This is a genomic window from Allobosea sp. 05L423, assembly GCF_056397745.1.
Window position 1 is genome coordinate 513198 of record NZ_JBFTOA010000002.1, and the last position, 12577, is coordinate 525774.

Sequence of the window (12577 nt, forward strand, 5' to 3'; positions counted from 1 at the left end):
GCCGTGTGTCCGAGAGGGCTAGAACTTGTAGAGCAGCCGCCCGACAACCTGATTGGTGCTCAGTTGCTGCTTGAAGCCGATGATCCCGAGTCCGCCAACGCCGACCGGATAGGTGTAGGTATCCTCCTCGAACTGCGAGTACCGATACTCCAGACCGGCGATCCAATTGTTCGTGATGGCATATTCGGCGCCTGCACCAAGCGTCCAGCCAACACGGGCGCCGTCACCCGCGCCATAGGAATAACCTGTCCCCGTCACCGTCGACTTGGCCTCGGCCAATGCCAGGCCGCCAGTTGCGTAGATCATGAAGCGATCAAAGGCATAACCGACTCGCAGCCTGGCCGAGCCTACCCAATTGGTATGCGCGGTGATGAAATCGCCGGTTAGCGCGGTGAAGCGCTGCTTGCCGGTGATGAGGGCTGCGCCGTCGATCTCGCCGCCGAGGACCAACTGACCGATCTGGTAGTTGTAGCCCGCCAGCAGGCCGACCGCAGCGCCGTCCCGGTTCAGACTCGGCAATGAAGCAACGGCAGCCCGCCCGGCGATCACGGCGCCCGGCGTCAGTTCGGTTCTGGTCTGCGCCCAGCCGGCCTGGGCACCGACATAGAAACCGGTCCAGGTGAAGGCGGGCGGCAAAGGAGCAACAGGTACGATCCGCCGAGACGGCAGGTCGGCGGCCTGCGCGGTGATCGAGCATGCTGCGAAGGCAATTCCGGCAAAGATTTTTATAGTGCGGAGTGGCATATCGAATGAATCCTTTGAGATGGTGGAGAGACTGGGGCTATGCAATATTGATATGCACGCGAGGTTTCTCTGGCTCGCGCTCGTTCTTTTTCAGCACGGCCCGGTCCCGACCTCAGTCGCCTGTCGGAGCGCCAAGCGCGTAATCCTTTTGCAACTGCCGGCTCGTCGACGGATAAAGCGACTGACATTCTGCCCAGTAGAAGGTATTGGGCTGCCGGTTGGCCGGATCAGCACAAATCGCGGCAAGCTGCTCTTGCCTTGATTGCGAAGTTTGGCAGCCTGCAAGGATCAGTCCGAGTGATAGCGCAATCCCGACTGAGATATATGGGCTCATGACGTTCTATCCTGGCTGAGATTGGAGCTACCCGAAATGATTGCCGATGCTTCAAATATTTACTTCAGGTGAATTCCGAGCTTGGCGCGCTCATCCTTGAACACGACCGCAAGCGCCTCGATTATCTTCTTATCGGGATTGGCTTTGCAGTAGACGATGAGCTCGTGCTCGACGACCTTGCCCTTCTTCAGGTCAAGGAAATGCTTCTTGGCGAGGCCGTTATACCAACCGCTATACCAGGCAGAAAGTGCGTCGGCGTCCTCCTGGAAGGTCGCGGCGAGTTGCGCGCAGGTCAGGGCTTGAACATCGATGAAGCCTTTGGCGTCGACATAGCTCGTGAGCGGAACCTGGGCCGTCGCCGAAGACGAGGCTGCGCAGACGAGCGAAAGCGCCACGGCAGCGAAAGTTTTGGACATAATGATCTCCTGTTTGAAAAGGTAAGAGCCGCAGGTATTGAGCGAAAATGGCAAGCCGATCATATTAGGCGACCCAGTTTCGGGTCGCCTTGGCGATAATTCCGATTGAATATTATGCCGAAATTTGTAGACGGCACGGTAGACAACCGCGTTATCGCAATGACCTTGCGACTAGGGAGCGTGCACCAAGTCTTTCGTCTACTATCAGACCCGCTTCACACCCGGTGGCTGCCATGTTCCTGTGCCCGCCGGCAGGATCGAAGGCGGTGCAGGCTTCGGCCAATAGAGGCGCATCACGAGATAGATTTTATCATCCGGCGCCGGAAGCCAGTTTGCCTCCTTGTCGGCGCCAGGGCTGTCCTTCTGGAGGTACAGCGTCAGCGAACCATCCGCGTCCTTTTTCATCGCGGACAACATCGGAGAGTTTATCAGGTAGCGATCGATCGGATTCTTCACCAGAAACTGGCTCTTTCCATCATACATCGTAACCGACCAGAACGCATTCACTGGCGGCAACTGGCCAGGCGCGAAGGTGATGGTGTATTTGTGCTTGCCGCCGTCGAGCGGCTCACCGGTCGCGTCCGTTCGCGTGTAGGGGTACATGGCTTCCACGGCATCGTTGCCGAGGAGGCCGCCCTTTGCAGAGCCGGCTCGCATCACCCAATCGCCGTTATAGAAGACCTCGTCGCCGAAGAACGAGCCGATGTTCCAGCCGTTGATGTTCTTGTTTCCACCGGCCAGCCATTTGTCGACTTTGCCATTGCCTTGCTTCATGGCCACCAGGATTTCGGCCTTGTGCTCGAACGACAAATCCTTGAACGCAAAGGTCTTGGCGGGGCCGATGCCTATTTTCGCAAGCTTCGCGCGAACCGCCTTGTCCCTTGCCGTCTCGGGGACGAATTGCAGGGCGGCGTCGAGATACTCGAAGAAGTTATGCCTGATCCCGGCGGTGCTGGCGGGAACGAAGGTGAGCTTGGGCGCGGCGGGCGGGGCGGGCTGCTTGAGGAAGGCGGAAAGCGGTTGCCCCTTGTAGCCGGCCTGGACCTTCTCAACGTTCGGCATGTCGCCGGGATTGAAAAGCTGGGTGCGGAAAATCGCGAGCGGGAACGGCGTCGTCGATGAGAAGACCTTCTTGATCCCAGCGGGCGTTCCACCTTTCCAGTCCGGCCCGACGACCAGATAGTCGCCCGGCTCGGTCCCCGTGGCGCGCGTGCCGATATAGCCGAAGTTGTAAGTGTTGCCGTCGATGAGCTGGACCGAGTAATAGCGCTCCTTTTCGATCGCCGGCACCGAGATCACCATCGGTTCAGCCCGCAAATCCATCCAGATGAACGAATAAGGGGTGTCGCTGTTCGGCGTGATGATTGCCGTGTCCGCCGGGGTGGCGACATGGTTCAGGTTTTTGATTTCGTTGAATGGGGCCTTGAACTGTCCCGAGTTCCTGTCGACGGCGAACTCCTGCATCACCGCATAATACATCACCAGCGGCAGGCCGTAGATGAAGCCTTCTTCGGCGATGTCCTTGGCCTCGAACAGGCTGGGCCACTCGGAATTGTTCTGCTCAATGACCGGGGGGGAGACGATGTCGGCCTTCGCCATCGTGGCCGTGAGCGCCGCCAGCGCAGCAGAGCCAAGCAGATCGCGTTTCGTGATCATTTGAACACTTCCTTATGGTTCGCAGTGTTGTGGCTGAGCGCGCATAGGTAGCAAGATGAAGTTACGCGACGTCGGCGATGATTGACAATGCAGGAACGGCCAATTCAGAGCCGCCTGTATGTCGGCGTTTGGCGCGACCACGACATCCGAGAGGCGCCCCATGAGCGGCTTGTTCGCCCATCATTTCGGGAACAGGAACTGGAGCTGGGCCCTCAGCTGCCAATCGGCGGCGCCGCTGGGCTTTGCGACATTGTAGTAGGCTGCGAGCTGCGCATTGACGGGCTGATGGCCAATCTTGAATACGCGCCCAAAACCGCCTCCGATGGGCACCGTCCAACGATCGCCGTGGTCAGCCTCCCAGTTGGCGGTGATGACGGGGGACGATGTCAGGTACCAGCCGCCGTGGAAGTTGTAGTTCACAAAGGGCTGCAGCGTCATTGCGTTGACCGTGCTGCGGTTGTTCTTGCCCGCGAAGGACCAGACATTGTTGACGAGGACGCCGACAACCCAGGGTCCCTCGATTGCCAAGGCTACGAAGGCCGGCCCCGCCGAGTACTTGCCGGACGTGAGGGTCTTGTCGGTGCCGGTGGGGAGTACGACGGTCGGCCCGATGCCCCAGATGATGCCGTGAGTTGGCTGCTTCGGCGAGAAGAAGAAGCTGGGATTGATGTCGCCGAGGCCGAACTCGCGATCGCCATTCACCGTCAGGGCCGGCTGCGAGATCACAGGCGTGATCCAGCGCGTGATCAGGTTCCAGTCCTTGCTGAGCGTGATCGGGATCACGGGCTGGATGTTGAGGACATTCTGCAGCTGCTTGTGCGGACCGACATTGAAGTTGAAGTTGTTCTGGAACGGCACGCTGATCATGTCGGCAACGGGATTCTGCGCTGCTTTAGCCAGATCGCCAGGGCTGCCCGTTGAATCTTCCGCCAGCACCACTCCTGAGCACGACAAGGTCGCGAAGAGTGTCAGTATGGCTAGCCTGATCAACGTCCTCGCGCTCACGGCCCGAAATTCCCCCAACTATAATAAAATTGACGACGACGAAGGCCGGTTTTCCCGTTTGCCGGCGCCACTTATACTGTGCGACAAAGCAGCAATCGGGTTTCGGGACCACTCATTTTGCGCCAACCTTGCAGTATGCCGGAGCGTCCAGCTCGTGGCTGAGATCCCAGTCATCTCGAGCCACATCCTGCACGGACTGCCGGCATTCCTGCGTCATGAAATCGGGGAAAGCGCGCTTCTACGGGCAAACCGCGCGGCGGGTTTCGATCTTGAGCTGACCGAAGGCCGCAATTGCTTCATCCCCCATGCCGCAGTCCTCGGCTTCGTAAATGCCGCCGCGAGGGCAGCTGGTGAGCCCAATCTCGGGCTCCTGATCGCGCCGATGATGAGCGCAGGCAATTACGGCAGCTTCGGGCGCTACGTTCTGGGGGCCGATACCCTCGGCCAATCCATCCAGCGGGCCATTGCGGCGCTGCCTTATCACAGCACCCATGACAGGATGTCCGTCGCCGTCGTCGGGGACGAGGCGCGCTATAGCTACGTCTTTGCCTTGGCTGGCCACACGGGCTACGACATGATCGCCGGAGCGGCTGCCGGCGTTCTGCTCAGCGTCCTCAGGGCTTATTTGCCTTTTGACTGGCGGCCACTGCGCGTCGAGCTCAATATCAACCGGCCGCGCCAGATCGGGCTGTTCGAAGATCTCTTCCAGTGCCCCGTCCTGTTCAACGCGCCCGCCGTGACGATCGTCATGGAACGCCACCTCTTGTCGGCTGCTCCCAACCGTGGGGCATGGCCCATCGTCACCATCGAGGACGTGGCCCGAGACCGGCCCGGCGGCGCTCCACGCGATCTGCTCGACGTCGTCATGGAGCAGGTCCGGGCTCAGGTCCTCACCGGCAGCGTATCGATCGATCGCGTGGCGCGACCGATGGCTACCAGCGTCCGAACGCTGCAACGTGAGCTAAGTCAGGCTGGCACCGACTTTCGCAGCCTGGCGAATGCGGCAAGGGTGCAGCGGGCCACCGAGTTGCTCAGGCACACGAATGGCTCGATCACCCGTGTGTCGGCAGAGATGGGATATTCCTCTCCAGCCAATTTCGCGCGCGCCTTCCAAAAGGCGACCGGCCGAACACCCCGGGCGTTTCGCTCGAAAATCTAGCATAAAGAGTTCCGGGCATGTCCAAGCCTGCCGGCATTGCCGAAACTCGGCGATTGGTATGCGACCTACGCGCTTGGGCCATCTGCAACGATTTGCGCCTCAAGCGCCACAGTACCGAAGTGAACGAGGCAACCGGCATTCGCCTCCGGCGCAGACACCCTTGACCTCATCAGGAGGCAAGTGTGTAGGCGCTCCTGACGGGCGCGAACAATTGACCCGGGCTCAGACCATGCCACGAGCGCCGCGCGCTCACCACAAATGCAGCGCTGGCAGCCGCCCCTGAATGACCTCCCGCTGTCGGAACTGGAGTGGCTGATCTCGCTCGCCCGCAAAACTGCGTGATCCTCCGACTGAACGGCTATCCCCGGTAGGCGATTTGGCGACTACCGCCCGGATGGCCCACGAAAAAGACCCCCGTTCAGCGCCGCAGGAGCATGAAATGCACATGAACACCAACCAAATTGAATTGCTCGCTACCGTCATGGCTGAAGAAGCGGTGCGAGTGCAGCAGGCTCGCGCGCTGAAAGCATACTGTGCCGCGTTGCTGATCGTTGAAGAGCGCACGGGCGATGACCGCGCTGACCGCTCTGTGTCGCTCGGTACTCTGATTGATATCGTCGGCTCCGGGTATGTTCACACATTATACTTCGCTGACAGGCTCGGCATCCTGCCTCGGAGCGGCGATCGGTTTTATGTCCGACCGCTGAAGGAGATGAGCCTACAGATGTTCGGCGCCCCGGCCACACTCGGCGCGTCACATGCCCCCGGTGGCATCTCCCTTAAGCACTAAGGAGACAGCACCGTGAACGAGATTGAGAGCGCCGAACTGAACCGCCACCCCCGTGATACCGACGCAGTGCTGGCCTACGCCTCCAAGCATAAGAGTGGTGCTGTCGCGATGGATTACGTCCGCCACGCTATCCCTTGGACGAACAGCGGTCTGACCGAGGAACGTCAGCGAGCCTACGTCCTGGCTGTCTGTGAACATCTGGTCAGCGAGGGCCGGATGATTCGCCGCGACAATGGGCAAGAGGACCGCTGGCTTCGAATCAAGTACGGCGTGCCGGGCATCGTCATGGATTTCCCGACCGCAGAGCAAAGCCGGGCGAACCGCAGACGTCAGGCAGCGAAAACTGCCTGAACGCGTTACCGACGAGCTGCTTACAAGCGGAGGTTCCAGCCTCTGTTGTTTCCATCCACAACAACTTTGGGCGCCAGCTTGACTCCGTCCGGGACGGTTCCCTCTGCTATACTTTGCGGCAGGGGAACGACAATGCCAACCAAGCTCAAGATCAAAATGGGTCACATCGAGTTTGAGTACGAAGGCGACGCAGTCTACGACAATGAGGCTGTAAAGGACCTCTTCAGCCATATCGAGTCGTTGGCCGGCGCGGCCCCTCCCGGCACGTTCGACGGCCTGGCTCCGCTAAATGATTCGGACAATGGAGAGGAAGGCGCGGACGACACTGCCGATATTGCTAACCTCTCGGTGCAGACCGTTGCAGCCCGCCTCAGCGCCAAGTCTGCGCGAGAAGTTGCACTTGCTGCTGCGGCCCATCTGCAAGTTTGTCAGGGTCGAAAGAGCTTCAATCGCAAAGAATTGCTTGCCGATATGCAGCAAGCCCACGGGTACTACCATCAAACTATGAGCTCAAATCTCAGCAAGACGCTGCAGGCGCTCGTGGTTGGGAAGGTACTCATGACGATGACTGGTGATCAGATGTCTCTGTCTGCGAGCGAGCTGGCGAGCTTGAAGGCCCGAATTGCTCAGTCCTGACGAACTTAAACTCGCCCTCCAGCGCGACGGACTTTCACGGGCCGATAAGGTCCTTCTCGTCATCGCGAGCCTCAACCAGCCGGTAAAAAGCCCTGCCATCATGGCGCGGGCGGTGGAATCCGGCTGCAATATGAAGACGTGGAACATCGCCGTCATTCTGACGAGGGCGAAGGGCACAACCCTCAAAATGCCCGTGGGCTACGAGGTATCGGAGAAGGGTCACGCGCGGCTCGAAGAACTCGGTGTAAGCAAGCTCCCGCCCGCCGCCGCGAAGATCGCCCAGGACCTGCGTAAGCACTTGGCCTCCATCAAAGACGATACGACGCGCGCCTTCGTAGCTGAGGCTATCCAGTGCCACGAGGCGGGTCTCTATCGGTCCGCCATCGTAATGTCGTGGCTCGCTGCGGTCGGCGTCCTACAGAACGAGGTTGCTACTAACCATCTGGCAGCCTTCAACGCCGAGGCGAAGAAGGTCGATTCGAAGTGGAAGGTAGCGGCGACCACGGACGACCTCGGACGCATGAAAGAGTCCGACTTTCTTGACCGGATCGCAGCCATCGGGATGGTGGGCAAAAATGTGAAAATGCAGCTCGCGACTGGCTTGACCCTGCGAAACGGCTGTGGACACCCCAACAGTTTGAAGGTCGGGCCTAACACGGTCGCCGCCCACATTGAAATGCTGCTCCTCAACGTGTTCGATAAATTCGGCTCCTGAAGTTCCCGCTCTCGGCTAACTGCGCATCCCCGCAATGCCACCATGTTCGGAAGAATCAGGCACCAAACGCCCGATTGCATCCGGGGGTGAATTGGGGGTTCGTGGGTCAGATACCCAGACAATCCTAGGAAATATGGAGTTCTGGCGGAAGGGGTGGGATTCGAACCCACGGTGGGCTTGCACCCACGGCGGTTTTCAAGACCGCTGCCTTAAACCACTCGGCCACCCTTCCGGCCATGGTTCAATGCAATCGGGGCTGCCGATTTGCAAGGGGCCCGTGAGGCGTAAAGCGCAACTTCCCGATAAAACGAACATACATCCCGATCGCAATCCAAGCGCCGGGCCTTCGTCGTCGATAGTGGCGATAAGGTCACTGCCGGTGGAAAAAGTGGCGAAGTTCTGTCGGGCCGGTTGACACCCGTCACCGTTCGAACACCTTTGTGCCCGCTCAAAGGCAGGGACGTCCTGTTCAGCGAATCCTCAACGCAGGTATTTCGCTGTTTAACGATCCCTTAAAGGAATTGACCGAAAACTCGGTCAAGCCGTGCATGCGGCCTGGGCGAAGCCGTGGTTTTTGGCGCAGAAAGCGGAAGAGCAGAATGATGCGAGACGCTAGCCTTTCGGCCAAGGAGCTCCCCTCCAGCGTGACCGGATCGCCTCCAGCGTCTTCTTCCGTCTCGTCCATTGCGCGTCTGGGCTGCGTCGTGCTGGCCGGGCTGTTCGTCGCCAACTGCGCAGGCAATCAGACTGCGGGCCGCCGCTCCAAGGAGATCGGTGCCTTCCCGCAGTGGAAATACGGCCCCGCCAGCCCGCGCGTCGTCGCGGATGGCGAGGAGGTGCCAAAGGGGGGCGGTCGCCAGCTCGTCGGCAAGGCCTATTCGGTCGCCGGCAAGCGCTACGTGCCCTACGAAAAGCCGCTTGGCTATTCCGCGGTCGGCATGGCCTCCTGGTATGGCGAGGCCTTCCACGGCCGGCGCACGGCCAATGGCGAGGTCTATGACCGCAACAGCATCTCCGCCGCGCATCCCACCATGCCCCTGCCGGCCTATGCGCGTGTCACCAACCTTTTGAACAATCGCTCGATCATCGTACGCGTCAACGACCGCGGCCCCTACCACGGCAATCGCCTGATGGACGTGTCGCAGAAAACCGCCGACGCGCTAGCCTTCCGCCATCTCGGCACCGCGCGCATCAAGATGGAATATCTCGGCCAGGCTTCGCTCGCCGGCTCCGACGATAATCTCCTGCTCGCCACGCTCCGCACCGACGGCAGCCAGGCGCCGATCCCGGGCACCAGCGCACGGACGATGGTCGCCAGCACGGAAGGGGTCGCCACCACGCGCACGCGCAGCGCCGATATCGACGCCCCGGCCCCAGCCCCGGTGGTCGAGCTCGAACCTGCTCCGGCGCCCGCGATCAGCCAGCCTGTCGCCCAGGCCTATGCACCGCAGGCGACGCGGACGATCTCGCCCTCGTCGCCGGTCATGGCGACATTGGCCTCGGCCGGTCCCGCGGCTGCTGAAGCCACGCCGGTCCGTGCCGCCCCGCTGCCGCCGAGCCGGCCTTTCGATCTCGATACCATCGCCAACGCCGGAAAGCCGGTTGCGGTTCCGACGGCACTACGCTCCACGCTGCCGCCGCCGCGCGCGAGCATGGCCCGCCTCTTCACGGCGCCCGAGAAGGCTCCGGCAGAGCGCCTCGCCAAAGGCCATCCGCTCAACCAGGTGGCTCCCCAGACTCTTCAGTCGCTAGCGCGCAACTGACGCCAATCGCCTTGACCTGATACCGGGCGCTCTGCTTCACATTGAGGCATGAGCGCCTTTTGTCGTCCCAACCCGTATGCCGCGGCCACGCCGCCGGTTCGGTGGCTGGTCGCTCGCCTGCTTGTCCTCTTCATCGCGCTGGGGTTTGCCGCTGCGGTCCAGGCGCAGAGCTTTCAGTCGCAGGCGCCTTTCGCTGTCCTGCTCGATTCGGATACCGGCGCCGTCCTCTACGAGAAATCGGCCGACGAACTGATGGTCCCGGCCAGCATGGCTAAGCTGGCAACGGTGCTGGTCGCCTTTCAGGATATCAACGCCGGCCGCTTGTCTCTCGACAGTGAGATCGGCATCTCCGAAAATGCCTGGCGCAAGGGCGGCGCGCCCTCGGGCGGCTCGGCGATGTTCGCCATCGTCAACAGCCGCATCAAGCTGTCCGACATTCTGCAAGGCATCATCGTTCAGTCCGGCAACGATGCTTCGATCGCTCTCGCCGAAGCCATCGCGGGGGATGAAGCGACGTTCGGCCGAATCATGACCGAGCGGGTCCGGGGGCTCGGCTTGACGAAATCCGTGTTTCGGAATGCGACCGGCATGGCCGACCCGCAACAGCGGGTGACGGCGCGCGAGCTCGCCTTGCTCGCCGACCACGTCATCAAGACCTATCCGGAACTCTACAAGATCTTCGGCCAGCGCGAGTTCACATGGAACAAGATCAGGCAGCAGAACCGCAACCCGCTGCTGACGATGGATATCGGCGCCGACGGGCTGAAGACGGGGAACATCGACGAGTCGGGCTTTGGCCTCGTCGGCTCGGCCGTCCAGAACGGTCAGCGCCTGATCGTCGTCGTCAACGGCCTCAAGACGGCGCGGGACCGGGCAAGCGAGGCCCGCAAGCTGCTGGAATGGGGCTTTCGCGCCTTTGAACGTCGACAGCTCTTCGCCAATGGCGAGATCGTCGGAGAGGCGAGCGTCTATGGCGGGGAAAAGGGGCGCGTCGGGCTGCGCAGCAAGGGCGCCATCAGCCTGCTCCTGCCGCGGGGCAGCACTGAGCGCCTGGCTGCGCGCATCGTCTATCGCGGCCCCCTAGCGGTTCCAGTCCAGGAAGGGGCGGAAGTTGGCCGCCTCATCGTGACGCGCGGCGATATCAAGACCTTGGACGTGCCCCTCTACGCGGCCGAAACCGTGCAGGCCGGCACGCTGCAGAGCCGCGCACTCGATGCGCTGTTCGAGGCCACGACCGGCTGGGTCCGCAAGGCGCTGGGCCGGAGCTGAACGGATCGACATGGACAAGGGACGTTTCATCACCCTCGAAGGCGGGGAGGGCGCCGGCAAATCGACGCTGGCGCGCGCGCTGGCTGCGCGGCTCGGAGACGCCGGCTTCCCGACGCGGACGACGCGTGAGCCCGGCGGCTCGCCCAAGGCCGAGGCCATTCGCGAGATGATCCTGGCCGGGCAAGCCAAGGACTACGGCGCCTTTGCGGAGGCCCTGATGTTCTCGGCCGCGCGGATCGACCATATCGACAGCCTGATCCGCCCTGCGCTGGAAGGCGGCGAATGGGTGATCTGCGATCGCTTCATCGATTCCACGCGGGTCTATCAGGGCGTGCTGGGCAAGATCGATCCGATTCTGCTGGCCGAACTCGAATCCGTGACCATCGCCGGGCTGATGCCGGATCTCACCCTGATCCTCGATCTCGATCCCGAAATCGGCCTTGCCCGCGCCGCAAAACGTCGTCGTCCGGGGGAGGCGGTCGATCGCTTCGAGGGCGAGACGCTGGCCTTCCATCGCAATCTGCGCCAAGCCTATCGCGACATTGCCGCCCGCGAGCCGCAGCGCTGCGTCGTGCTCGATGCGACGCTGCCGCCCGAGGCGCTCGCCGAAGCGGCATGGAAGGCGGTGGGCGAGCGCCTTCAGATCAGACCGGAAGCGTGATGCGAGAGACCAGCGACGAACCCGACCGGCTGCCGACCGCGCCGCATCCGCGCGAGACGTTGAGCCTGATCGGCCACGAGGCGCAGGAGCGAGCCTTCCTCGACGCCGTCACGTCCGGCAGGATGCATCACGCCTGGCTGCTMGGCGGGCCGGAAGGCATCGGCAAGGCGAGCTTCGCCTATCGCGCGGCGCGCTTCATGCTCGCCGCTGGCGATCCGAGGACGCGGGCGGCGCAGAAAACCGATCTCGCCATGCCCGAAGGCGACCCCGCCTCGCGGCGCATCATGGCGCAGTCGCATCCCGATCTGCATCTGCTGCGGCGGCTGCCGAAGCCGGACGGCAAGAGCTACACCAGCAACATTCCCGTCGATGCGGTGCGGCGCGTGATCGATCGCTTCGGTGCGAGCGCCGCCGAAGGTGGCTGGCGCGTCTGCATCGTCGATTCCGCCGAGGATATGGAGCGCTCCGCCGCCAATGCACTGCTGAAGTTGCTGGAGGAGCCGCCGCCGCGGGCGCTGTTCCTGATCGTCGCCCATGCGCCGGGGAGGATGCTGCCGACGATCCGCTCTCGCTGTCGCCTTTTGACCTTCGCCCCGCTCGATGAGGCCGGTGTGATCGAGGCCGGAAGCCTGGCGCTCGCGCGCATGGAGGCGCCGTTCGACGCCTCCGCATTGCGCCGCGCCGCGGGCCTCGCCGAAGGCTCTGTGCGGCGGGCGCTGACCTATGTCGATCCGGAGACGCTCGCTCTGGTCGAAGCGGTGAGGGCGCGTCTCGACGCGTTGCCGCATGTCGATACCCCGGCGTTGCTGGCCCTGGCCGAGGATGTCGCCGGCAAGGCCGGCGAGCGCGATTTCGCGGTGATGATCGAGACGGTGCAGGGCTGGATCTCCGATCATCTCCACGCGCATGCTGCAGCGCAACCGGCGCGCCTTGCACCACTTGCCGAGGTATGGGAAAAGCTGGGACAGCAGGCGCGAGAGGTCGAGACCTACAATCTCGACCGTCGACCGCTGGTGATGACGATGTTTCATGATCTGTCGGCTGCGGTTTCCCGCTCGCGCGCAGCGTGAAGCGAAGC

At 62.1% G+C, this 12577-nt stretch carries 14 protein-coding genes and 1 tRNA gene; 9 read left to right on the top strand and 6 right to left on the bottom strand.

From position 1 onward, the window contains the following. Nucleotides 1-18 precede the first annotated feature (18 nt). From AC1DNE_RS06460 to AC1DNE_RS06480, 5 genes are all read right to left on the bottom strand, one after another. Nucleotides 19-744, bottom strand: coding sequence for an outer membrane protein (locus tag AC1DNE_RS06460; protein WP_476765191.1), 726 nt, complete (start codon nucleotides 742-744; stop codon nucleotides 19-21). 112 nt (nucleotides 745-856) lie between these two features. Beyond that, nucleotides 857-1078 (bottom strand): hypothetical protein, encoded by a 222-nt coding sequence (locus tag AC1DNE_RS06465; protein ID WP_476765190.1) that lies wholly within the window; start codon nucleotides 1076-1078, stop codon nucleotides 857-859. 59 nt (nucleotides 1079-1137) lie between these two features. Beyond that, nucleotides 1138-1494, bottom strand: a complete 357-nt coding sequence (locus AC1DNE_RS06470) for an HdeA/HdeB family chaperone (protein ID WP_476765189.1) — start codon at nucleotides 1492-1494, stop codon at nucleotides 1138-1140. Between the two features lie 204 nt (nucleotides 1495-1698). Then, entirely contained in the window at nucleotides 1699-3150 is a 1452-nt protein-coding gene (locus AC1DNE_RS06475) for a DUF1254 domain-containing protein (protein WP_476840986.1), read from the bottom strand. A gap of 180 nt (nucleotides 3151-3330) precedes the next feature. Then, a complete protein-coding gene (locus AC1DNE_RS06480; protein WP_476840987.1) occupies nucleotides 3331-4017 on the bottom strand; it encodes a hypothetical protein in 687 nt (228 codons plus the stop codon). Nucleotides 4018-4123: 106 nt separating this feature from the next. On the opposite strand from AC1DNE_RS06480, the gene AC1DNE_RS06485 reads away from it, so the two are divergent. The 5 genes from AC1DNE_RS06485 to AC1DNE_RS06505 all read left to right on the top strand — a co-directional run bounded on the left by AC1DNE_RS06485 (nucleotide 4124) and on the right by AC1DNE_RS06505 (nucleotide 7806). After that, nucleotides 4124-5314, top strand: coding sequence for an AraC family transcriptional regulator (locus tag AC1DNE_RS06485; protein WP_476840988.1), 1191 nt, complete (start codon nucleotides 4124-4126; stop codon nucleotides 5312-5314). 439 nt (nucleotides 5315-5753) lie between these two features. Next, nucleotides 5754-6104 carry a hypothetical protein gene (locus tag AC1DNE_RS06490; protein ID WP_476840989.1) on the top strand — a complete coding sequence of 117 codons (351 nt, stop codon included), beginning with the start codon at nucleotides 5754-5756 and terminating at the stop codon, nucleotides 6102-6104. 12 nt (nucleotides 6105-6116) lie between these two features. Continuing rightward, nucleotides 6117-6455, top strand: coding sequence for a hypothetical protein (locus AC1DNE_RS06495; protein WP_476840990.1), 339 nt, complete (start codon nucleotides 6117-6119; stop codon nucleotides 6453-6455). Between the two features lie 132 nt (nucleotides 6456-6587). Further along, nucleotides 6588-7091, top strand: coding sequence for a hypothetical protein (locus tag AC1DNE_RS06500; protein WP_476810086.1), 504 nt, complete (start codon nucleotides 6588-6590; stop codon nucleotides 7089-7091). Then, nucleotides 7078-7806: a hypothetical protein gene (locus tag AC1DNE_RS06505; protein WP_476840991.1), complete on the top strand. Its 729-nt coding sequence runs from the start codon at nucleotides 7078-7080 to the stop codon at nucleotides 7804-7806. The genes AC1DNE_RS06500 and AC1DNE_RS06505 overlap by 14 nt, the downstream gene beginning before the upstream one ends. Nucleotides 7807-7948: 142 nt before the next feature. Here the strand turns inward: AC1DNE_RS06505 and AC1DNE_RS06510 are convergent. Next, a tRNA-Ser gene (locus AC1DNE_RS06510) sits at nucleotides 7949-8038 on the bottom strand. Nucleotides 8039-8450: 412 nt separating this feature from the next. Between AC1DNE_RS06510 and AC1DNE_RS06515 the strand changes: the two genes are divergently transcribed. The 4 genes from AC1DNE_RS06515 to AC1DNE_RS06530 are packed head-to-tail and all read left to right on the top strand — an operon-like array spanning nucleotide 8451 to nucleotide 12569. Next, nucleotides 8451-9569 (top strand): septal ring lytic transglycosylase RlpA family protein, encoded by a 1119-nt coding sequence (locus AC1DNE_RS06515; protein WP_476803816.1) that lies wholly within the window; start codon nucleotides 8451-8453, stop codon nucleotides 9567-9569. Between the two features lie 48 nt (nucleotides 9570-9617). Beyond that, on the top strand, nucleotides 9618-10838 hold the full coding sequence (locus tag AC1DNE_RS06520; RefSeq protein ID WP_441470440.1) for a D-alanyl-D-alanine carboxypeptidase family protein: 1221 nt from the start codon (nucleotides 9618-9620) through the stop codon (nucleotides 10836-10838). 10 nt (nucleotides 10839-10848) lie between these two features. Continuing rightward, nucleotides 10849-11499 carry a dTMP kinase gene (tmk, locus tag AC1DNE_RS06525; protein ID WP_476765182.1) on the top strand — a complete coding sequence of 217 codons (651 nt, stop codon included), beginning with the start codon at nucleotides 10849-10851 and terminating at the stop codon, nucleotides 11497-11499. Further along, nucleotides 11499-12569: a DNA polymerase III subunit delta' gene (locus AC1DNE_RS06530; RefSeq protein WP_441470450.1), complete on the top strand. Its 1071-nt coding sequence runs from the start codon at nucleotides 11499-11501 to the stop codon at nucleotides 12567-12569. The genes tmk and AC1DNE_RS06530 overlap by 1 nt, the downstream gene beginning before the upstream one ends. Nucleotides 12570-12577 lie beyond the last annotated feature (8 nt).